Source organism: Achromobacter sp. AONIH1 (assembly GCF_002902905.1).
In the GTDB taxonomy this organism is placed as follows: Bacteria; Pseudomonadota; Gammaproteobacteria; order Burkholderiales; family Burkholderiaceae_B; genus Achromobacter.
In genome coordinates this window covers 202772-224761 of record NZ_CP026124.1, presented here as the reverse complement: position 1 = coordinate 224761, position 21990 = coordinate 202772, and the positions used below count along the sequence as shown (strand labels likewise).

The window sequence follows — 21990 nt, the reverse complement described above, 5'->3', positions numbered from 1 at the left end:
GGAGGGACATGGCCCCATGCAGGGACGCATGTCCCTCGTGGGGTGGGAAGAAAAGAAGAACGTCGGCAGGCCGCAGCGCGGCTCACCAGCCGTTGTAGTTCAGCGTCAGGTCGGCGACGACCTTGCGCCGTTCCAGGTCGAGGCCGCCCAGGTCGGACAGACCCTCGAAGCCGCAACGCTTGAGCATCGCACCGCCCTCGCGGGCGTTGTAGAAGCTCACCATCGCGGACAGGAACATCCGCTGGCCGCTGCTCAGGACGCCGAGGGCATCGTTGAGCATCAGCAGCTTCGGCCGCAGATCCCACTTGGTGGTGGCACGCTGCAGGCCTTCGCGGGTGCCGTCGCCGAACCATTCGGCTCCGGCGATGTCGACGCCGCGTTTCCACGCCTCGAAGAAGGCTTGGGGCGCGGCGGCGAAGTGCTGGTGTTCCAGCTCGATCTGATCAAGTACCTCTTGAGGCAGGGCACGGTTCATGACATGGGCTCCTGGTGGTTGGACATCACGGGTGGAGGCGCTGCTGCCAGCGGCCCGTTTGCAGGGCGTGCTCGGCGGCGTGGTGCGAGCGGAAGTAGCTGACCGACTCCCGCGAGACCGGGCCGTCCGCATCGGCGGTGCCGATGTAGTGGCCGGCTGCGCTGCACAGCACTTGCAGGGGCAGGCGCTTGCCGACGCAGGCCAGGGCCTGGTAGCCGATGGATTCGGCTCGGGCCTGTTCAGCACTCAAAGGTGCCGATGCGAGCGCAAGGGACATGGTTTTCTCCTGTTGGTTGAAGACCGGGAGCACCACGCCCTGACGGGAGCGGATACCTCCCGAAGGGTTGAACATGAAAAGCACCCGCGTCGTGGCGACGCGCGTCCGCGGTGGTCGGTGCGAAGCGGACTGGATCGGTCAACGCGGCGAACCGCGTTGCAGCCTTGAGGACCGGGGCTGCCAGGGCATGGTGCTGACGACCGTCAGCGACACATGCGGGAAGAATGAAAGCGCGGCGGCACTCCGTCGCTGATCAAACGGAACCGAACGCCGTCCAGTTTGGGCCGAGCGCTGGCAAGAGCAGCGATGCACGATTCCGTTCGCCCACGACAAAGGCGCCGAAGCCTCGCAAGGCTTCGGCTGGAGAGAAATCAATCCACCTGTGGGCTGCAAGCAGGCCAGGCCATCGTCAAAGCCATTCGCTGCGTCAGCAATCTCACCCGGCCCGTTTCGTGGCTGGGGGCCGGAATCCTCTGGCGTGCATCCACACACAAAGGGAGCCCGTTGTTCCGCCGGCGGGCACCGGCACCGAATACCGTCGACCGCAAGCGGTCTCCTGGCGCCTCGCAGTTTTGCACACCAAGGCGTCAGGAGACCGCTCGCGTATCGGCGGAAGCACCTCGATCAGGGGAACCGCGGCGAACGCGATCCGGGGAGAAATGACCTTCTCGCCCAGCAGGCCGTGATGGGCCTGCAGGACGCGCACACCGTTGCAGAAGGGAACGCGCGCTGGGGAGTCCCGCGGGGTGCGGGAGGTTTGCCCCGCCGTCGGCAGCAGCCGGCGTGGCAGAGGGAAACGTGGGCGTCAGCTCGCCTTCGGAGACCGACGCCGCGGGCTTGGCGCTGCGGGCTTGCCTGTCGCGGTTTCGACCGGCTCCGTGCCCTTGCAGTCCGGGTAGCGGCTGCACGACCAGAACGCGCCGTTCTTGCCAGTGCGCTGGCGCATCGGGGCGCCGCACTGCGGGCAGCTCGGCGCGGGCGGCAGCTTGAGGGGGAGCGTTGCGCCGCGGTACTGCTGCACGAGCTGGGCGACCCAGGCCGATTGCTTGGCGATGAAGGTGTCCAGCGTCATCTGGCCGGCCTCGATCATGTCCAGCGCCTGCTCCCACACCGCCGTCGTGCCCGGATCGGCGATGGCCGCCGGCACCGCGTCGATCAGCGTGAAAGCCGCATCCGATGCGCGGATGGCACGGCCCTTCTTCACAAGATAGCCGCGTGCCAGTAAGGCGCTGATGACGTTGGCGCGCGTGGCCTCGGTGCCGATGCCCGTGGTGTCCTTGAGCTTCTGCTTCAGGCGTGGGTCGGTCACGAGCTTGGCGACGCCCTTCATGGCTTTGACCAGCTCGCCCTGCGTGTAGGGCTTGGGCGGCAGCGTCTTCAACGCCTTCAGATCGACCTGGCCGACCTGGCAGGAAGCTCCAGCACGCAGCGCCGGCAGCACCTGGCCGCGCTGCGCTTCCTCGCCGTCCGCGTCGTCGGGCTCCGGCGCCGCCAGTACCTGGCGCCATCCGGCCACCGCGATCTGCTTACCGACCGCGACCAGCGACTGCCCGCCGCACGTAAGCTGCGCCACCGTCCGGTCGAATTCGTGGTGCGGCAGGAACTGCGCGAGGTAGTGGGCGCGGATCAGCCTGTAGACGGCCAGCTCCTTGTCGCTCATCGCCGAGAGGTTCGCCGGTTCCAGCGTGGGAATGATGCCGTGGTGCGCCGTGACCTTGCCGTCGTTCCAGGCCCGCGAACGCTGCTGGCGATCCAGGCGGTCGATCAGCGGGCGCAGGCCGGGGTCGGTCTTGAGCAGGCTGTCGAGTACGGTGGGCACCTCGGCCAACATGCTCTCGGGCAGGTAGCCTGAGTCCGAGCGCGGATAGGTGGTCGCCTTGTGCGTCTCGTACAGCGCCTGGGCAATGTCCAGCGTCTCCTGCACGTCCAGACCCAACTGCTTCGAGCACACCTCCTGCAGCGTGCCGAGGTCGAACGGCAGCGGCGGCCCTTCGCGCACGCGCTCTGTTTCCACCGACAGCACCTGGGCGGCACCGGCCGCGCGCAGGCGCTCGGCAGCCTGCTGCGCCACCGGCTGTTGCAGGCAGCGGCCGGCGTCGTCGGTGCTGCCCTGCGGCGGCGTCCAGCTTGCGACGAAGGACTGGCCCGCATGTGAGAGTGCAACCTCGATGGCCCAGAACGGCACCGAAACGAAACGCGCGATCTCGCGGTCACGGTCCACCACCAGCTTGAGCGTCGGTGTCTGCACGCGCCCGACCGACAGCACGCCGGTGTAGCCGGCCTGGCGCCCGAGCAACGTGAACAGGCGGCTCAGGTTCATCCCGATCAGCCAGTCGGCACGCGATCGGGCGAGCGCGGAGAAGTAAAGCGGCAGCGTCTCGGCGGACGGCTTGAGCGTGCCCAGGGCCTTGCGGATCGACGCATCGTTGAGCGCCGACAGCCACAGGCGCTGGATCGGGCCGCGGTAGCCGCACAGCTCGATGATCTCGCGGGCAATCATCTCGCCCTCGCGGTCGGCGTCGGTCGCGATCACCAGTTCGCCCGCCTTGGCGACGAGCTGCTGCACGACCTTGAACTGCGCCGCGGTCGCCGCCTTGGGCTCGACACGCCAACGCTCGGGAAGAATAGGCAGTTGCTCGATGCCCCAGCGCTTGTACTGCTCGCCGTAGCCTTCGGGCGGAACCGCTTCGACCAGATGACCGATGCACCAGGTCACGACGACACCCGCACCGCTGTAGCAGCCGTTGCCGCGTTGGCCGGCGCCCAGCACACGGGCGATGTCCTTGCCCTGGGACGGCTTCTCGCACAGGAACACGCGCATGAAGCCTCCTTGGAAGTGTGCGGTCATCGGATGGCCCCAGCTTGGCCGGGCCAGCGGATGACGGCAGCAAGGAAGCCGATTGGCGCAGACACCGCTTTGTGATCGGCAGGCGATGCGTTGCCGCAGCGGCATGCGCGAAGCCGCAACGGCTGGCGCAGCGGGAGCGTCGTTTCGGGAGGGCGGCTGGAACCCGGTGGAACACCCTGGAGCTATCCCCTGGGGATAGCTGGTGCATGGCGGGCGTCTGACGGTTGCTACAGCCGCCCCCTGCGGGGAATCAGCCCTTGGCCTTGGTTTCCTTCGACGCCTTCGTCCCCTTGGTCTCCTTCGGCGGCGGTACTGCGGCCTCGGGTTCCAGCGTCCTGGCGCTGAGGGTCACGGCCTGGATGCGGTACGGCAGAATGCCGATGCGGCGGGCCTCGATCTTGAAGGTCGTGCGCTCGTTGTCGTCGGCGTCCTCCCACTCGTCCTTCACCGTGCGGCCTTCTACCAGCACGCGCATGCCCTTCTGGTACAGGTCTTTCCAGTGGTCGGCGTCGCGGTGCCACAGCTCCACCGGCGCCCAGAAGCCGCCGCGGTCCTCGAATTCACCGTCCTTCTTTGGGATCGGGTTGTCGAAGTAGACGTTCAGGCGCAGCAGCCGGCGCGGCTCGTCGTTGCCGTTAGGGAATTCGCGATAGTCCGGCGCGGAACCGATGTTGCCCTCGCCGACGAAGTGCGTGCTCATGGAGACTCCTTGGGGGTGGTGGATGGAACCGACGCGGCATGCCCGTGGACACGTCGCAGGTAAGCCGCTTCGGCCTGCGCGGCCTTGCTGGCGCACTCCTGGGCCTGGCGGCCCAGCGTGTGAAGGAGGCTGATCTGCATGTTCAAAGCGATGCGCTGCAGCTCCATCGCGTACAGGTCGTCGATCAGCGAGGCCGGCGTCGCCGGGCGGTCGAGCAGCGATTCCCACAGCGCCACGCCCATGGAAGAACGGTCGTGGTTGCGCCAGCGCAGGAAGGTCGTGCCTGCGCCAGTGGTCTGCTGGGCCAGTTGCACGTCGAGCAGCGAGAAGGGGTAGGCCCGCGCCTGTTGCAGCACGCGCCGCTGCGCCAGCCCGATTAAGTCGTCGCGCAGCGCCGTGCACTGGTTGGCCCAGGCCTCCAGACTCCCCTTACCTTTAAAAGGCTGTAAAAGGCCTTTTAGGTAGGAGCCGTGTTCCAGGCGCTGGAAGTCCGCCTGTTCCAGCGGCAGGAAGCGCGCCGGTTGGCCGTTGGAAGACGATGCTGTCATGCCTTCGTGCCTTCGCCGTCATGGTCGTGGTCGTCGTCCGCCACGTCGGCTGCGCCAGCGCTGGGTGCGGCATCCGCGGCTTTACCAGGCTTGCCCGACCGCCGTGCGATCGGTGGCGCAAAGCGCGAGCGGCGCGTGCCTTCGAGCACGTCCTGCGGCAACTCGCCGAACTTCTCCAGCGCCGCCCGCGCCACCGCGTTCTTCGAGGCGAAGTCGTCGCGCGTCGCGCCGGAGTAGCGGTACTGCTGTGCCAGCGAGAACAGGCTGCGCAGCGCATGCGCGCCGTCGTTGAGCCAGCGTTCCAGCGTGCTGCGGTCGATCAGCGCGGTGTGGTGGGCGAGGATCAGCTTGCGGGCCAGGTCGTCGTAGTCGGCCAGCAGGTACACCGCTATGAAGCCGAGCTGCGCATTGACGAACAGCGGCAGCTTCACGGGCTGCACGTTCATGTTCTCGCCCAGCGACAGCGCGGGCGGCACGTCGGCCAGCGCCTGGTCCACCTGCTCACGCAGCGCCTGCAAGCTGTCCTTGGTCTGCGTCAGCTTGTCCTCGATGCGCAGCATCCAGAAATCCGAGTAGGGATCGTCCTGCTCGGCGCCGCGCTTCATCTTGTTCATCACGCTGATGTAGCCGTTCAGGCCGATGATCCCGGGCCGGCCCTCGGCAGGCGCTCGGCCATGCCAGATGCGTGAAGCGTGGTGGGTGTGCAGCGTCAGCGACATCGCGCTGCGCAGCGATCCGAGATTCAACTGCAGGGGCGGCTGGGATTCATTGGCCATGGTGACGACTCGCGGTACGGGAACGAGCCGCCAGCATCGGCATCGCCCGGAAGGGCGTCAGTCAACAAACCGCAGCGGGTGCGCTCCCGGTTGTCGCCCCGGAAGGTCGCGTGTTCCGTCTATCCCCAGGGGATAGGTCCGCGCCGGGCTGCGACCGTGCGACGCATGACAGAACCGAAGCCGATGCCTGGAAGGCTTCGTGTCCCAGCTATCCCCTGGGGATAGCTGCTCAGGAATCGCCCAGGGTTGAACGCAGTTTCGCCAGGTAGGCCCGCGCTGCCTCGCGGCCAGGGCCGTTCGGCGCGGGCGGTGGCGGTGCAGACGGTGCCGGTGCGGCTGGCCGTGGCGGCGGCGCAGGCGGCGTCGATGGCGAACCGCCTTCGCCGGCCCAGGCCTTGAACTCGCCGCGCATCGCCTTCTGGATGATGCCGAACAGATAGCCGGCCGGGTTGCGTACCGCGCTTTTGCGGCAGCGCGCATCCCATTCGTCCAACACCGCCTGCCGCAGCGACTCGTCCACCTGCTGCAAGGCCACCATCGCGCCGCTTTGCTGCTCGTCCTTCAAGCGCAGCAGGCGCTCGGGCAGGCGCAGGTGCTGCAACGACTTCGCGCGCGGTACTGTACGTACTTGATTTATACGATCCATACGTACAGTACGGTCCTCCTTCGGATTCCGAAGTGAGCCGTCTGGCGCGGATTTCAGCCCTGCTTCGGATTCCGAAGACGGGCCTTCGAGATTCCGAAGCAGGCCGTCCTGGCCTTCTTCGGATTCGTGATCCACAGGCGCTTGTGGATAACTCGCGTCCGCCCATTCGTTGCGCGCCATGCGCTGTGCCAGCACCTGCAGCCGCGTGGGCAGCGTGCGGCCGTTGAGCATCGGGTCTTCGGCGATCTCGCGCAGGGTGTTCATGCCGACGATCTGCACCGCCTTCGCCGCATGGGTCAGCGCCTGGCTGACCAGGCCGAGGTAGTCGGGGTCGAGCTGCATCGCCTCGAAGGGTGTCAGCGGTTCGTCGTGCAGCACGTAGAGGTTGCTCAGGATGCGCCCGGTCTTCGGGTCGCGGCGCCGTCGCACCAGGCTCAGCCAGCGCGTCAGCCGCAGCAGCGTCAAGGCGCGCGCCACGGTCTCGTGCGAGGCCTGCGCCGCGCAGGGCATCGAGGCGAGGTAGGGGCGAAGCTGGTCGTAGGTCGGGAACGCCGTCACGCCGTCGCTCTGGAGCTGCAGGCGGAGCACCTGCCAGGCGTTGCGCTCCAGCGGCGTCAGGCGCCGGTCGAGGAACAGCGCACGCGGCACGCTCTCGTGCCGGTTGCCGCTGTAGAGGAAGCCGTCGCTGACCGGCGCGGCCGGCAATGCAGCAGCAGCGCCGCGCGGGGCTGGCGGTGTCGGTGGTGCCCGTGGCACCAGTTCCCGCAGCGCGTCGTCGAACAGTGCCGACAGCGCCACGGGGCCATCGCGCCGGGGTGCGCCGCCGGTCGCCATGGCCTACACCAGCCCCTGGTCGATCCAGTTGCGTATCGCCGACCAGATCACCGACATCGGCAGGTTCAAGGTCTCGGCCAGGTCCATGGTCAGCGTCAGCATCGCCACCTCATCGTCCAGCGCGATGCCGCGCTCCATGACGCCGGCCTTCCACTGCTTCCACAGCGCCGTGTCCTGCGCCTCGTCCAGCACCGGATGCCGCCCCTTGCGCTTGGGCAGGCCGAGGATGTCGCGGCGCAGGGCCACCTCCTGGTGCGTAAGCCCGTAGAAGCGGCTGACCATCTCCGTGCTGGCGCCCAGGCGCAGCATGCGGTCGACCGTCGCGATCTCTCGCTCCACGTCGTGCACTTGGCTCAGCAGCCGCTTCAGCACATCGCGGTTCACCGACACCGAACACCACGACACCGTGGCGTTCACCAGCATGCTCACGAGTTCGGGGTGCTTGAGCGCGTCCAGCTCCTCCTCGCCGAAGCCCATCGCCTTGCAGCGCCGCAGTTGCCCATTGCGCAGGTCGTGCAGCGCCTGTGCGATGACGGCCTGGTTGAGCGGATGCGGTGCCGACATGATGGCCTCTGCTCAGGCGCCGTGGCCGGGGTTGCTGAAGGCCGCGCCGGTCTCCAGATCCAGCAGCCGGCGCGCCATGCGCAGCAGCCGGAACAGCTTTACCAGCCCGGCATCGCTCAGGCGCGGATATGCGCCGCCGCCATGCAGCAAGGCCGCAAGGTCGTCGGCCAGCCGGGCGCCATCGAAGCCGGGGGCGGGTCGGGGCGCGGCGCACAGCGCATGCAGCAAGGTCAGCACCGCACACGCGAACGGAGGCAATGCGCGCACCGCCGGGGGCGCCACGCAGACGAAGCCCATGCCGCCTTCGCTGGGTTCGACCTGCCCGGCCACGTCGGCTTCCTCGGCGATCTCGCGCGCGAACTGTGCGATGTGCACCCGCAGCCGATCCGGCACATCCAGGCCGGGCTCGATGTACCAGACATCCGAGATGGGGTAGAGCCCGCCCGCCTGCACAGGGATCGCGCGCAGCGCGTCGGCCTCGAAGTCGGGCAGCTTGTCGCCCATCTGATCGGCCACCATGCGCTGGATGGATTGCAGGCGTTCGGTGGTCGGGGCCGGGGACACGATGTGACCCTGCAGGCGTTCGTCATCCTGCTGCATGCCCTTGTCGCTGGCGGCCGGCGTGGAACCGGCCTGCGCAGCCTGGCCAGGGCCAGGCTCCGACGACTGCACCGAGGGGCCGGGCGGCAGCGAAGGCGGTGACGGTGGTCGCGGTGGCCCGGCCGGCACCGCAGGTCTTGCCGCCTGCAGCGGCGCAGGATCGCTGGTCAATGCGCGCTGCCGGCTCTCGCTGTCGTCGATTTCCAGGCTCAGCGTGTCGTAGTCCGCTTCCAGCAGCTCGGCCATCTGGCCGACCAGCTCGTCCTGCACACGCTGCGGTGAGAAGTTGTCGGGCTGCGTGTCGAACTGCGCCAGCAGGTCCTGGAACAGCGTAGCGAAGTCCATCGACAGGTTGCGCCTCAGGGCATGCCGCTCCCAGGTGCGTTCGCAGGCCTTGCGCAGCACCGCGAGCCGTTCCACCTGATGCCGGCCGAGCCCGCCGTACAGCAGCGTGGGGATCGCCGGGAGCAGGTAGTGCACGGCGTCCTGCATGCGGCTGATGTGCGACTGCGGCAGCGGGAAGCCATCGGCCGTAAGCCGCCGCGCCAGCTCGCTCTGCGACAGCGGCTGGCCGCTGTCCCGCCCCATTTCCTGCTCGTAGAACTCGCGCGCCTTCTCCACGCCCAAGGCCCGCTCGATGAAGCTGAGCCCGCCGCGCAACTCGTTCTCGGCCAGGTGCCCGGTCAGCATCACCACTTCGCCGCGCTGCGGCCACGGGCGGAACAGGCAGGGGATGCGGAAGAACCGTTCGTCTTTCGTCTCGCTCCACAGCTCGCGCAGGATCGCCAGGCGCGTGTTGCCGCCGTTGCGGATGATGTAGTGCGGTTCGCCGGGCCGGCGCGTGATCGCGGGCGGCGCATCGAGCCCGCGTTCGCGGATCGAGGCCTTGATGTCCTCGTAGGCCGGGTTGCGCGTCACGCGCGGGTCGTGGTCGTAGGGGCGCAACTGGTCCAGCGTCACCACCATCGGCGTGTCGGCGATGGGGTCGCTCAGGGCCGCGACCGAAGGGCCGTTGCGCTCGAAGCCCGAGGCCAGCAGATTGGCGGCCATGTCCTGCGGCGTCAGGTCAGCCACGGCCATTCTCCTGAGATGCTGCAACACCCTGGGCCGCCTGTCGGTCGGCGCGGCGAAGCTGCGCACGGGCGTTGCGCTCGGCGCGGTGGTCGCTCGCCGTCGAGCTGGTGTAGATCGGCGCGCAGCCTTGCTTCGTGAACAGCAGGTGCCCGCCGCGGGTGCGCACCACCTTCCAACCTTCTCCCAGGGCGAACTCGATCAGCCCTCGCAGCCGCTTGTGGCCGCGGGCCAGGTCATGTGCGCTGGCCATGGCCGGCCCCTCCCGCGTCGCCTCGGCCGGTGACGAGCGCAAAGCGCTCCTGCCACGCCGGGAACAGCTCGCCGGCCAGCGCGCGCATGGTCTCCAATGCGGCAGGTGCCGTGCGGCCCGCCGGCTGGCGGTATTCCACCCGATGCACCGGCAGTCCGCGCGTCGCGGCGCGCGGATAGGCTTCAATCGCCGGCACGTCGGTGTCCAGCACGCGCACGCCAGGCTGCTCCTGGAATACCTGACGCAGCGCCTGCTGGATCAGCCGCGCATTCGACGACACCGGATGCACGCGGTTGATGAGCAGGTGCAGCGGCGGCGGCTCGATGCCGAGGTGGCGGTACGGCGCGATGTCCTCGATGAGTTGCAGCGTGCCGCGCCGCAGCTCGCGCGCCGCGAGGATTTCCGGCGTCACCGGCGAAAGCGCCAAGTTCGAGGCCAGCACCGCCATCTCCAGCAGCACGCTGCGCGCGCCCTGGGTGTCGATCAGCAGCAGGTCGTAGTGCGGCGCCAGCGTGGGCAGCAGGTGGCGCAGCCGCAATCTGCCATCGGGCGCGTGCAGCAGCAGCGTGTTCAGCTCGCCGCGGTCGTCGTTCGAGAGCACCAGGTCAAGCCGCTCGATCGCGGTGCGCGACACCAGTTGCTCGGCGCGCTGCTCGTTGTAGGCCAGCATCTCGTAGATCCCGGCCGGCGCGCGCTCGGCCAGCGTGAAGTAGCTCGACAGCGTGGGCTGCACGTCCAGGTCCAGCAGCAGCACGCGCAGCCCGGTGTCGGCTGCGAAGCCGCCCAGGTTGGCCGCCGTCGTGGTCTTGCCGACGCCGCCCTTGGTCGAAATGATGGACACCACCTGCATGGGCCTCTCCCGGTTGAATGGCATGTACCGAGGAAAAGCGTCAGGCGCGCTCATCGAGGCGATCGGCGATCCATTGCTCGACCTCCGCCGAGTCCCAGCCCACGGCGCGCACGCCCAAGCGCAGCGCCTTGGGGAACTTGCCTTCTTTCATCAGGCTGTAGATATGCGCGCGCTTGAAGCCGGTTTTGGCCTCGACTTCGGCGCGACGCAGGATGCGGTGCTCGGCCGGCACTGCCGGCGCGGTGGTCTGCGAAGACATGAGAGACACTCCTTGACGCTCACTGGCGCTGTTCGGAAAGTGCCTCGTATTCAATACACCGCGGTCGCCGAAATCACTGCAATTGCAGAAGCAGCGACTGCAATTGCAGTGCGCCGCATCGGCATCATGCTGGCCGCGTCGTCAGCGCGACGCCTCCAGGTGGCGCCGCGCCTGCGCGAGCTTGCTCCACAGCGTCCGCTCGCTGAGACCCGGCCGCCCCTCATGGTGTGCGATCAGCGCGCTGACCACGGCATCCATGCTGCGGAACGACGAATAGGCCGCGCCTGACGGCGAATTGCCCAGCAGCAGCGTCAGCAGTCCGCCGATGATGTTGAGGTAAGTCGTCTCGCTGCGCAGGCCAGGCTCGCGCGCCTGTTCGTCGTTGGCCGCGCGCGTGGCATGTTCCTTCGCCAGTGCTTCGTGCGCGGTGCGCAGCGTTTCATGCACCAGGGCAAGTTCGGCAAGTTGCGACTTCGCTGCTTCGCGATCGGCCAGCAGAATGTTGAGCGTGTCCACGCTCACCGCCGGATGCACCGCGCGTTCGATGCCGTCAAACAAAAACCCCGGCCGATCGCCGGGGTAGAACTGCGACATCCACGCTTTCAAGTCCACGTGGCGCACGGTCAGCTCGGGGTCGTCGAGCGCCGGCCGCTGCGAGTCCAGCACGATGCCGGCCTTGCCACCGGGCAATTCGCCATGCGTCAGCGCGTCGAAGATGCGCTCGGCATACAGGCGCAGCAGCGGCCAGCGCGGGAATTCGCCGGGCTCCGGCATGGCACGCTGCTCCAGCGCTTCCAGAATACGCTGCTCGAAGCGCAGGAGACCGCACCAGCGGACGGCCGCCTCGATCGGTCGGTAGTACGTCTTTGCGCCAAAGGCGTGGCTGCTCGATTTCGGCATATCGCGCTCTTCCCATCGTCGGATCGACACATGGCAAGCGCGCGCGGCCCACATGGGCGCAGCGATTGCCCAAAGAACCCGATGAAGCGCGAGCCGGTCGGCATCGTGGTGGACGTTGGGTGCGGCGATGTCGCCGAGCGTTACGCAGGGGGCAAACCTTCTTGCGGTGCCCGCTACACCTCAACCATAATGCACCTGCGAAAAATCTTGTTACCGGCGCAACGGTCTGAAAAGCCGCGCATCCAAGTTCGATCAGGAAGGGATGCTGCGCTTTACCGGAAAACCAGGGCAAAGTTTTCGTAGGAATACGGGCGGGGTAAAGCGCCAATGCGACTTCCGGCTGAGCCGGTTTGCATCCAGCAAGGGCTCATGCGTTCTGCGTCACTGCTGTGACCTCGACAGCTTGAAGGTGCCTTGCTTGATGCCGGGTGGATAGGCCCGATTCGCCATCCATGCCCGTGACGCAAAAGGTCGGCCGCCGATGCAATGCGGGTCAAGGTCCAGACCGAAAGGGAATCGTACCGTCCAAAATCCCCGCGTCACATCGGGCGTTGATCGGTGCCTTGCGGGCGTCCGACACGCTCCACGCGGTCGATGAACTGCCGCAGCGGCTCCATGATTTCGCCTTCGGGTCGCAGTAGATAGGTCGTCAGCGAAGCGGTCTCGTCGGCCAGCGGCCGCACGACGACATCGGCCTGATGGCAACCCGCCAGATGCGCCGCGCTCGAAAAGCCCACGCCGTAGCCGGCGGCCACGAGGGCCAGCATCAGGGAATGGGTCTTGACGTACTCGGCTACCGTCGGCTGCGCATCCACCGTGCGGAGCAGCCGTTCGCGCTGCCGGCTGCAACCTTCGCAGACCTGGGGATCGCACAGCACCAGCGGATAGCTCGCCACTTCCTCCAGCGGCACTTCCTTGAAAGCCAGCAGCGGATGCCTGGCGGGCAAAGCCACCACCAGCGGGTCTCGCCACACCGGCATGGCGACGATGCCGGCGTCCATTTCACCAGCCAATGCAAAACCTGCGTCATACAAGTCGTTGCGCAGTCCAGTCACCAACTGCGCCAGTGGCGTTTCAAATATCCGAATGCCGACCTGTGGTGCCTCCTCGCGGCAAAGCGCAAGCAACGCCGACAAGCGGGCCTGCCCCATGTCACCAGATAGTGCGATGCGCAGCGTGTTCCGCTGGTTCGCTGCGGCGCGTGCCTTGGTCTGCGCTTGCTCGAAGGCCAGCAGTACGCGCCGGGCTTCTTCGAGGAAGACCTGTCCCGCCGGTGTGAGACGAACACTGCGTGGCAAGCGGTTGAGCAGCGGCACCCCTAAATCCGCCTCCATCTGGCGGATCGTGCGCGACAGTGGAGACTGTTCGATGTGCAGCCGTCGAGCAGCCCGGCCGAAGTGCAGTTCCTCGGCTACGGCGATGAAGCAGCGAAGATGGCGTAAGTTCATGCTTTCTCCCTACCGATGTGATCAGTCCATATCATCGTAGGGAGCCGAATAGTGCGGAGGATTCACCTCTGTATCGAGATGAGAGCCATCCTGGGGGGTGATGCTCGGATGCTTTTCGCCCATGTCAGCGCCTACGGCGAAGCTCTCGTTCGAGATCGCCCAGCTGCGACGCCTGAAGTTCGGCAAGAAGAGCGAGCAGCTCGATGCCGAACAACGCGCGCTGTTCGACGAGGCTCTGGACGCCGACCTTGCCGCGGCTGAGGCGCAGCTCCAGGAACTGCTGGGCAAGAAGAAGCCGCCGGCTACGCCTGGCGCGATGCCTAAGCGCACCGCCTTGCCGGCGGACCTGCCGCGCGTGGACTGCCACCACGAGCCCGAGAACACTCGCTGCGCGTGCGGCTGTGCGCTCAAGCGCATCAGCGAGAAGCTGGACAACACACCGGGCGTATTCACGGTAGAGTGCCACATCCGCGGCAAGTGGACCTGCGCACAGGTGCCGAACGCTGACCCAGGCGCCAGTCCCGGCGGAGATCATCGCCAAGGGCATCCCCACCTCCGGGCTGCTCACGTAGGTGCTGGTCGCAAAGGACTCCGACCATCTGCCGCTTACACGGTCGTCCCTAGGCAAGCAGGAATCAGCTGCGTGAGTGAATCGGGAGGTTTGCGCAGCTGATGGGTGGTCAGCAGCGTCTGCGCCGGCGGCTTCACCGGCACGAAGCGCATGTGCGGGCGGGTTGCCGCCTCGCAGATCGCTGCGGCATCGGCCGCACCGTTCTTGCGTCCCTTGCCGGCCATGCGGTAGCGCGTGACGAAGTGGCCTGCAATCAGCCGCGCATCCAGCCCATAGCCGCGCAGCTTGCGTGCCCAGTGATGCGCACCGCCGCAGGCCTCCAGGGCCACCAGGCAGCCGGGAGGCAGCTCCACGCACCAGGCCGCAAACTTGTCAGCGGCCAGCGCCTTGGCAACCACCACGCGCGCATCCACCGCATGCACCTAGATAACCCGCTTGGCCAGATCCACCCCGACTCGGGCAATCTCGTTCATGGACTTCCCCTTCACATGGCTACAGATTGACGACTTGGGGAGCACCATCGCGGCGGCAGCCAACATTTGTTTCCTCGCTGCTTACGATTGATTCACATCGATCGGCCAGCAGATCGCTGGATGTTGACTCTTGACTTTCGGCATTTTAGGCGCACTATCTTGCAAAGTCTTGCAAGAACTTCCTCGAGCGAGGCCGCGTGACGACGGAACATGTGGGGGTGGTATGACAGCGCGCCAGCAGGCGATCTTCACACTCGACGAGTTGGCTACCTACTTAAAGGTCGGCAAGCGGACGCTTTACCGGCTCGCCGCGCACGGGGAAATTCCGGCCTTCAAGGTCGGCGGGACGTGGCGGTTTCGTCAAAGTGAAATCGATCAATGGATCAATGATCAGATCCAAGCAGGCAGAAAGAAGGAGGTGATACGCACAGATGAGCAGCCGAAGTCAGCGAAACATCCCGTGTTGCCTGGGCGCGCTATCCATAGCCGCAGGCAAGCGGATTGAGTGAGTCTTCAATTGATTTCTGGAGGTATGACATGGACATTGATTTCAAGAAATTGGCTCCCTGGAACTGGTTCAAAAAGGAGCAGGAAGAACAACAGAGCACTGCCTCGCTGCCGGTGCAGCGCAATGACCTGCCGGTGGCGGGTGGGCCCGTCAGTCCCATCCTGCAATTGCATCGCGAGATCGACCGCCTGTTCGACGACGCGTTTCGAGGCTTCGGTTTCCCGACGCTGGCCATGCCACGCTGGCCGTCGGACTGGCCGGGCATGCTGAAGCCGGCGCTGGACATCCAGGAGACCGACAAGCAGTACAAGATCGCCCTGGAAGTACCCGGCATCGAGGAAAAAGACATCCAGATCACGCTCGACAACGACGTGCTGCTGGTGCGCGGTGAAAAGCGTCAGGAGCAGGAAAGCAAAGACGGTGGTTTCCACCGGGTGGAGCGCTCCTACGGCAGCTTTCAGCGCGCTCTGAATCTGCCGGCCGATGCCAACCAGGACACGATCAAGGCCGCTTTCAAGAACGGCGTGCTCACGATCACGATGGAAAAGCGCGAGGCCAGTACGCCCAAGCAGGGGCGCTCGATCCCGATCAACGGCTGACGCGGGGCAGCGCGTTTTTCTCAAAAACCACAAAGAGATGAGGCACCGTGATCGGCGGTGCCTCGTCAGATCAATCTTTACAGGAGCATCAGCATGGCCAGAAAACAATGCCAAGTCTGCGGCCAGCCCGCCACGGTGCGGGTGGAAGCCAATCTCAATGGTCGCCACAGCACCATGCTGTTGTGTGACGATCACTATCGCCAACTGGTGCGCCAGCAAAAGCGCACCGTCTCACCGCTGGAAGCCTTGTTCGGCTCGCGCAGCGGGCTGTTCGAAGACTTCCTTGGCAGCGACTTCTTCCGCATCGGTGACGACGCACCGTCCATGGCGGCCGATACCGACGAGGTCGTCGATGCCTCGTTCGGCGAACCCGCCCCGGCCGGTACGGGCACCGCGCGCCGTCGCGGCAGTGGGCTCGCCAGCCGTATCAGCGAACAGTCCGAGGCCCTATTGCAGGAGGCCGCCCGACACGCTGCAGAGTTCGGGCGCGCCGAAGTCGATACCGAACACCTGCTGCTGGCGCTATCCGACAGCGACGTGGTCAAGACCATCCTGGGGCAGTTCAAGATCAAGGTCGATGACCTCAAGCGCCAGATCGAATCCGAAGCCAAGCGCGGCGATAAGCCGTTCGAGGGCGAGATCGGCGTGTCGCCCCGGGTCAAGGACGCGCTCAGCCGTGCTTTCGTGGCCTCCAACGAACTCGGCCACTCTTATGTCGGGCCGGAGCATTTCCTGATCGGGCTCGCCGAGGAAGGCGAAGGTTTGGCGGCCAACCTGCTGCGCCGTTACGGCCTCACGCCGCAAGCGCTGCGCCAGCAGGTCAGCAAGGTGGTCGGCAAAGGGGCCGAGGATGGCCGCGCCGAGACGCCGACCAACACGCCGGAACTCGAAAAGTATTCGCGCGACCTCACCAAGATGGCGCGCGAGGGCAAGCTCGATCCGGTCATCGGCCGCGCGCAGGAGATCGAGACGACCATCGAAGTGCTGGCCCGGCGCAAGAAGAACAACCCGGTGCTGATCGGCGAGCCCGGCGTCGGCAAGACCGCCATCGTCGAAGGGCTGGCGCAGCGGATGGTCGCTGGCGAAGTGCCCGAGACGCTGCGCGACAAGCGCCTGGTGGAACTCAACATCAATGCCATGGTGGCCGGCGCCAAGTACCGCGGCGAGTTCGAGGAGCGCGTGCAGAAGGTGCTCAAGGAAGTGACCGAGCACCAGGGTGAGCTGATTCTCTTCATCGACGAGGTGCACACCATCGTCGGTGCCGGCCAGGGTGGCGGCGAAGGCGGGCTGGACGTGGCCAACGTGTTCAAGCCGATGATGGCGCGCGGCGAACTGAACCTGATCGGCGCCACCACGCTCAACGAGTATCAGAAGTACATCGAAAAGGATGCCGCACTGGAGCGTCGCTTCCAGCCGGTGATGGTGCCCGAGCCGACCGTGGCGCAGACCATGATGATCCTGCGCGGCCTGCGCGACACCTTCGAGGCGCACCACAAGGTCAGCATCAGCGAGGATGCGATCATCGCCGCCGCCGAGTTGTCCGACCGCTACATCACCGCGCGCTTTTTGCCCGACAAGGCCATCGACCTGCTCGACCAGGCGGCCGCACGCGTGAAGCTGTCGGCCACGGCCCGCCCGGTGGCGGTGCAAGAGCTGGAGTCCGAACTGCACCAGCTGCGGCGTGAGCAGGACTATGTGGCCTCGCGCAAGCAGTACGACAAGGCCGCCGAGCTGGGCAAGCGCATCGAGGCCAAGGAGGCTGAACTCAAGAAGCTCGTCGAGGAATGGGAACGCGAGCGCGCCTCGGGCAGCGCCGAAGTCAAGGCCGAGCATGTCGCGCAGATCGTCTCGCGCCTGACCGGCATTCCGGTCAACGAGCTGACAGTGGAAGAACGCGAGAAGCTGCTGCATCTGGAGCAGCGGCTGCACGAGCGCCTCGTGGGCCAGGACGAAGCGGTGCGCGCCGTGGCCGACGCCGTGCGGTTGTCGCGCGCGGGCCTGCGCGAAGGCAGCAAGCCAGTGGCGACTTTTCTGTTCCTCGGGCCGACCGGCGTGGGCAAGACCGAGCTCGCCAAGGCGCTGGCCGAGTCCATCTATGGCGATGAGGGCGCACTGCTGCGCATCGACATGTCCGAGTACGGGGAACGCCACACCGTGGCACGCCTGGTGGGCGCGCCTCCGGGTTATGTGGGCTACGACGAGGGCGGCCAGCTCACCGAGAAGGTGCGCCGCAAGCCCTACAGCGTGTTGCTGCTGGACGAGATCGAGAAGGCTCACCCCGACGTCTACAACATCCTGCTGCAGGTGTTCGACGACGGGCGGCTCACCGACGGCAAGGGCCGGGTGGTGGATTTCACCAATACCATCATCATCGCCACCTCGAACTTGGGCTCGGACATCATCCAGCGTCGGCTGAAGGCCCGTGGCGCCGCCGGCGAGGAATACGAGAAGACCAAGTCCGAGGTGATGGACGTGCTGCGCGGACACTTCCGCCCCGAGTTCCTCAACCGCATCGACGAGATCATCGTCTTCCATGCGCTGGGCAAGGAGGAGATCCGCCATATCGTCGGCCTGCAGCTCGATCGTGTGGCCCGCAACGCCGCCAGCCAGGGCGTGACGCTGACCTTCGATCAGACCTTGATCGATCACTTCGCGGAGGAAGGCTACAAGCCCGAGTTCGGCGCGCGTGAGCTCAAGCGGCTGATCCGCAGCGAGCTGGAAACTGCTCTGGCGCGCGAGATGCTGGGTGGCGGTATCGGCAAGGCCGATCACGCCAGCGCCCGCTGGGACGACAAGGCCGAACGGGTGGTCTTCGAGCGCCAGGAGCCACCCGCGAAGCCGGTCGAGCCTGAGAAGCCCGATGCCGCGAACGTGGCCGAGACGCCGCCGAGCGACGCGAGCAAGCCTGCGCGCAAGAAGAAGTCAGCGGGCGGCGAATCTTGAGTCATGGGGAGGCTGTCGTGTCCGACCCCAACGGGCTGACATGGGCAGCCACCCTCGTGTCGCTGGCGGTCGCTATCCCCACAGCGGGGCACGCGGTCATCTACAAGCGTGACCCTCGATCGGCCACGCTGTGGGTGCTGCTGATCGCGCTGTTGCCGCTGGGCGGTTCGCTGCTGTATGGGCTGTTCGGCATCAACCGTTACCAGCGGCGGGCGCGGCGGCTGCTTCCGGGGGCAGATCCTGCTGTTCGGCAGGACCTCTCGCCCACGATGCCCGAGGCTGTATCGCCGCCGCTTGCCGGTCTGGCCCACCTGGTGGGACGCGCCACCGGCCAGTCGCTGACCAGCGGCAACCGCATCGAGCCGCTCGGCGATGGCGAGCAGGCCTACCCGGCCATGCTCGCTGCCATCGAGTCGGCGCGGCACAGCGTCGCGCTGGCTTCGTACATCTTCGACAGCCAAGGCATCGGGGCGCAGTTCGTCGATGCGCTGCGCCGGGCTCATGAGCGCGGCGTGCAAGTGCGGGTGCTGATCGACGACGTGTATGCCCGCTGGACGCCCCGCAGCGCCTACCGCGCCTTGCAGCGCGCCGGCGTTCCGGCGGCGACGTTCAACCCGACGTTGATTCCCGCGCGCCTGCATGCCGCGCATCTGCGCAATCACCGCAAGCTGCTGGTGATCGATGGCGAGACGGGTTTCACCGGCGGCATGAACATCTTCAGCCCGTATTGGCGGCCCGATGCGCCGGGGCAGGCCTGTCACGATTTGCACTTTCGTCTGCGCGGGCCGGTGGTTGCGCATCTGATGCGGTGCTTCACTGACGATTGGTGCGATACCACGGGCGAGCGGCTCAACGAGGGTTTCTGGGGCGAACCGCCCGCAACGGCTGATGAGCAAGGAACCTCTTGGGCGCGCGGCATCGAAGCTGGTCCCGATGAGGCCCTGGACCGGCTGCGCTGGACCTTCATGGGCGCTTTGAGCGCGGCGAAGCATTCGGTGCGCATCTGGACACCTTACTTCGTGCCCGATCAGCCGATGATCGCGGCGCTGAGCACGGCCGCGTTGCGCGGCGTGCGCGTCGAGGTGCTGACGCCCGCAAACGGCGACCATCCCACGGTGCAATGGGCCGCGCGCGCCCACTACTGGCAGGTGCTGGAGCACGGTGTGCGCATCTTCGAACGGCCTGGCCCGTTCGACCACAGCAAGCTGATGCTGGTAGACGGAGCGTGGTGCTGCCTGGGTTCGGCCAATTGGGATGCGCGCAGTTTGCGCCTCAACTTCGAGTTCAATGTGGAGGTGTACGACACCGCGTTGTCTACGCGGCTGTCATCCCTTTTTGATGCCGCCCGTGATGCATCGAACGAGATATCGGCCATGGCGTTGCGCGCCCGCCCGCTGGCCATCCGCTTGCGCGACGGGGTGGCCCGTCTGTTCACCCCCATTCTCTAGCGGCACGACTTGCGAGGAACATTGCCCATGGAAAAGAAAGATCAATGGAACATTGGCTACTGGATCGTCGCCGGCCTGTTGCTGCTGACGCTGCAGAACTACTGGCAGGCGGCCAAGACCGTCGAGCCCGTGCCCTACAGCGAATTCGAGAAGGCGCTGGCCGAGGGGCGCGTCGCCGAAGTGCTGGTGTCGGACCGCACGGTCACCGGGCGCCTGAAATCACCGGACAGTCGTGGCAAGACCACCCTCGTGGCCACCCGCGTCGAACCCGATCTGGCCGAGCGGCTGTCGAAATACGACGTGCCCTACGCGCGAGTGGTGGAAAACACCTGGCTGCGTGATGTGCTCTCCTGGATTCTGCCGGCCGTGGCTTTCTTCGGCGTCTGGTTCTTCCTGTTCCGCCGCTTCGCCGAGAAGCAGGGCATGGGCGGCTTCCTGAGCATCGGCAAGAGCCGCGCCAAGGTGTTCATGGAGAAGAACACCGGCGTCACCTTTGCCGATGTCGCGGGTGTCGATGAGGCCAAGGCCGAGCTGGTCGAAATCGTCGACTTCCTGAAGAACCCGCAGGATTACGGCCGCCTCGGCGCGCGCATCCCGAAAGGTGTGTTGCTGGTTGGCCCGCCCGGCACGGGCAAGACCCTGCTGGCCAAGGCCGTGGCGGGCGAGGCCGGGGTACCGTTCTTTTCCATCTCAGGCTCGGAGTTCGTCGAGATGTTCGTCGGCGTGGGTGCAGCGCGCGTGCGCGACCTGTTCGAGCAGGCCCGCGGGCAGGCGCCGGCCATCATCTTCATCGACGAGCTCGATGCGCTGGGCCGCGCGCGCGGCGTCGGCGGCCCCATCGGCGGCCACGACGAGCGCGAGCAGACCCTCAACCAGCTGCTCACGGAGATGGACGGCTTCGACAGCTCGGTCGGGCTGATCATCCTCGCCGCCACCAACCGCCCCGAAATCCTCGACCAGGCGCTGCTGCGCGCCGGTCGCTTCGACCGTCAGGTGCTGGTGGACCGGCCCGACAAGAAGGGACGGCTGGACATCCTGAAAGTCCACGTCAAGAAGGTGACGCTGGCTCAGGATATCGATCTCGAACAGGTGGCTGCGCTGACCACGGGCTTTTCGGGTGCAGACCTCGCGAACCTGGTCAACGAGGCCGCGCTGGCCGCGACCCGGCGCAAAGCGTCCGCCGTGGAGTTGCAGGATTTCACCGCCGCCATCGAGCGCATCGTGGCGGGCCTGGAGAAGAAGAACCGCGTGCTCAATCCCAAGGAGCGGGAAACCGTGGCCTATCACGAGATGGGCCATGCGCTGGTGGCGCTGGCGCTGCCCGGCACCGATCCGGTACACAAGATTTCAATCGTTCCGCGTGGCATCGGTGCACTCGGCTACACCCTGCAGCGGCCCACCGAAGACCGCTTCCTGATGACGCGCGCCGATCTGGAACACAAGATCGCCGTGCTGCTGGGCGGTCGTGCGGCCGAGAAGCTCGTGTTCGGCGAGCTGTCCACCGGGGCTGCCGATGACCTCGCACGGGCCACCGACATTGCCCGCGACATGATCACCCGCTTTGGCATGGACGAAGGACTGGGCTACATCGCCTTCGAGGCGCAGCGGCCACGCTTTCTCGATACACCGGAACTGGCCCACGGCGGCTGCCGGGTGGCCGAATCGACCCAGGCGCGCATCGATCAGGCCATCCGCGACATCGTGATGGGCGTGTTCGAGCGCGCCTACCGGATCCTCGACACCAACCGCGCGGTGCTGGAGCGTTGTGCGCGCGAACTGCTGGCGCGGGAAACGCTCGACGAGAACGACATCCTTCAATTGACCCAAGGACTTGTTCTTGATAGGAACGAAAAGTAGTAGGCGCTATTCAGAGTGAACCGGCGGCTCTGTTCGGTGCGTCATCCAATTCGCCGGCATTGTTCAAGGAGAACCGATATGACTGCATTGACTCCGTGGGACCCCTTCCGGGAACTGGATGAATTGCAAAACCGCCTGGCGACGATGTTGGGACGGCCCCCCCCCAGCGACAGGGCGCCCGTACTGGCAACGAAGCCATGACCACGGCGGACTGGGAACCAATGGTGGACATCAGCGAGGATGAGAACGCATTCCTCCTCAAGCTGGATCTGCCGGAGGTCCCCAAGGATGCCGTGCGCGTCAGCGCGGAAAACGGCGTGCTCACCATCAGCGGCGAGCGCAAACTGGAAAAAGAGGAGCAGGGCAAGAAGTTCCACCGCATCGAACGTGCGTATGGCCGCTTTGTGCGCAGCTTTGTCTTGCCTGACAACATTGATCCGACCAAGGTGACGGCTTCGATGAAAGACGGCGCACTGGAAGTGCGGCTTGTCAAGGCCGAGCAAGCCAAACCGAAACAGATTGAAATCTCAGTCAACTAACTT

20 protein-coding genes and 2 pseudogenes are annotated in these 21990 nt (G+C 66.2%); 7 read left to right on the top strand and 15 right to left on the bottom strand.

Annotated features, from left to right (window positions below; translation table 11 throughout):
- Window positions 1-82 precede the first annotated feature (82 nt).
- The 14 genes from C2U31_RS00980 to C2U31_RS00910 all read right to left on the bottom strand — a co-directional run bounded on the left by C2U31_RS00980 (window position 83) and on the right by C2U31_RS00910 (window position 13049).
- The gene (locus C2U31_RS00980; protein WP_003454890.1) at window positions 83-475 is read right to left on the bottom strand and encodes a hypothetical protein; all 393 of its coding nucleotides are present in this window, start codon (window positions 473-475) and stop codon (window positions 83-85) included.
- Window positions 476-500: 25 nt separating this feature from the next.
- On the bottom strand, window positions 501-752 hold the full coding sequence (locus tag C2U31_RS00975; RefSeq protein WP_003454891.1) for a hypothetical protein: 252 nt from the start codon (window positions 750-752) through the stop codon (window positions 501-503).
- Between the two features lie 805 nt (window positions 753-1557).
- Complete coding sequence (locus C2U31_RS00965; RefSeq protein WP_004265528.1) at window positions 1558-3573, bottom strand: DNA topoisomerase III; 2016 nt, start codon at window positions 3571-3573, stop codon at window positions 1558-1560.
- Window positions 3574-3850: 277 nt separating this feature from the next.
- Window positions 3851-4300: a single-stranded DNA-binding protein gene (locus C2U31_RS00960; RefSeq protein WP_003454893.1), complete on the bottom strand. Its 450-nt coding sequence runs from the start codon at window positions 4298-4300 to the stop codon at window positions 3851-3853.
- Window positions 4297-4848, bottom strand: coding sequence for a DUF3158 family protein (locus C2U31_RS00955; protein ID WP_004265525.1), 552 nt, complete (start codon window positions 4846-4848; stop codon window positions 4297-4299). The genes C2U31_RS00960 and C2U31_RS00955 overlap by 4 nt, the downstream gene beginning before the upstream one ends.
- Window positions 4845-5624, bottom strand: coding sequence for a PFL_4669 family integrating conjugative element protein (locus tag C2U31_RS00950; RefSeq protein WP_004265522.1), 780 nt, complete (start codon window positions 5622-5624; stop codon window positions 4845-4847). The genes C2U31_RS00955 and C2U31_RS00950 overlap by 4 nt, the downstream gene beginning before the upstream one ends.
- Before the next feature lie 229 nt (window positions 5625-5853).
- Entirely contained in the window at window positions 5854-7104 is a 1251-nt protein-coding gene (locus tag C2U31_RS00945; RefSeq protein WP_020306388.1) for an STY4528 family pathogenicity island replication protein, read from the bottom strand.
- 3 nt (window positions 7105-7107) lie between these two features.
- Window positions 7108-7668, bottom strand: a complete 561-nt coding sequence (locus C2U31_RS00940) for a DUF2857 domain-containing protein (protein WP_003454899.1) — start codon at window positions 7666-7668, stop codon at window positions 7108-7110.
- Between the two features lie 12 nt (window positions 7669-7680).
- Window positions 7681-9342, bottom strand: coding sequence for a ParB family protein (locus C2U31_RS00935; protein ID WP_037004480.1), 1662 nt, complete (start codon window positions 9340-9342; stop codon window positions 7681-7683).
- Window positions 9335-9592 (bottom strand): hypothetical protein, encoded by a 258-nt coding sequence (locus tag C2U31_RS00930; RefSeq protein ID WP_003454921.1) that lies wholly within the window; start codon window positions 9590-9592, stop codon window positions 9335-9337. The genes C2U31_RS00935 and C2U31_RS00930 overlap by 8 nt, the downstream gene beginning before the upstream one ends.
- The gene (locus C2U31_RS00925; protein WP_004265510.1) at window positions 9576-10442 is read right to left on the bottom strand and encodes a ParA family protein; all 867 of its coding nucleotides are present in this window, start codon (window positions 10440-10442) and stop codon (window positions 9576-9578) included. The genes C2U31_RS00930 and C2U31_RS00925 overlap by 17 nt, the downstream gene beginning before the upstream one ends.
- Window positions 10443-10482: 40 nt before the next feature.
- Window positions 10483-10701, bottom strand: a complete 219-nt coding sequence (locus C2U31_RS00920; protein WP_003454927.1) for an AlpA family transcriptional regulator — start codon at window positions 10699-10701, stop codon at window positions 10483-10485.
- A 141-nt stretch (window positions 10702-10842) separates the two neighbouring features.
- A complete protein-coding gene (locus C2U31_RS00915) occupies window positions 10843-11601 on the bottom strand; it encodes a hypothetical protein (protein ID WP_003454930.1) in 759 nt (252 codons plus the stop codon).
- 539 nt (window positions 11602-12140) lie between these two features.
- The gene (locus tag C2U31_RS00910) at window positions 12141-13049 is read right to left on the bottom strand and encodes a LysR family transcriptional regulator (RefSeq protein WP_012761385.1); all 909 of its coding nucleotides are present in this window, start codon (window positions 13047-13049) and stop codon (window positions 12141-12143) included.
- A gap of 139 nt (window positions 13050-13188) precedes the next feature.
- On the opposite strand from C2U31_RS00910, the pseudogene C2U31_RS00905 reads away from it, so the two are divergent.
- Window positions 13189-13618: pseudogene (locus C2U31_RS00905) on the top strand (IS66 family transposase); the annotation flags it as partial.
- A 37-nt stretch (window positions 13619-13655) separates the two neighbouring features.
- On the opposite strand, the gene C2U31_RS00900 reads toward C2U31_RS00905, so the two are convergent.
- Window positions 13656-14021, bottom strand: a complete 366-nt coding sequence (locus C2U31_RS00900; RefSeq protein WP_133121818.1) for a transposase — start codon at window positions 14019-14021, stop codon at window positions 13656-13658.
- 295 nt (window positions 14022-14316) lie between these two features.
- On the opposite strand from C2U31_RS00900, the gene C2U31_RS00895 reads away from it, so the two are divergent.
- The 6 genes and pseudogenes from C2U31_RS00895 to hsp20-GI all read left to right on the top strand — a co-directional run bounded on the left by C2U31_RS00895 (window position 14317) and on the right by hsp20-GI (window position 21987).
- Complete coding sequence (locus tag C2U31_RS00895) at window positions 14317-14598, top strand: AlpA family transcriptional regulator (RefSeq protein ID WP_003454941.1); 282 nt, start codon at window positions 14317-14319, stop codon at window positions 14596-14598.
- Window positions 14599-14630: 32 nt separating this feature from the next.
- Window positions 14631-15200, top strand: a complete 570-nt coding sequence (locus C2U31_RS00890) for an Hsp20/alpha crystallin family protein (protein ID WP_016451637.1) — start codon at window positions 14631-14633, stop codon at window positions 15198-15200.
- 93 nt (window positions 15201-15293) lie between these two features.
- Entirely contained in the window at window positions 15294-18143 is a 2850-nt protein-coding gene (gene clpK / locus C2U31_RS00885) for a heat shock survival AAA family ATPase ClpK (RefSeq protein WP_103271203.1), read from the top strand.
- 17 nt (window positions 18144-18160) lie between these two features.
- Complete coding sequence (gene cls, locus C2U31_RS00880; RefSeq protein ID WP_103271202.1) at window positions 18161-19591, top strand: cardiolipin synthase; 1431 nt, start codon at window positions 18161-18163, stop codon at window positions 19589-19591.
- Between the two features lie 27 nt (window positions 19592-19618).
- Window positions 19619-21448, top strand: a complete 1830-nt coding sequence (gene ftsH / locus C2U31_RS00875) for an ATP-dependent zinc metalloprotease FtsH (protein WP_103271201.1) — start codon at window positions 19619-19621, stop codon at window positions 21446-21448.
- A 78-nt stretch (window positions 21449-21526) separates the two neighbouring features.
- A pseudogene (gene hsp20-GI / locus C2U31_RS00870) lies at window positions 21527-21987 on the top strand (small heat shock protein sHSP20-GI).
- Window positions 21988-21990 lie beyond the last annotated feature (3 nt).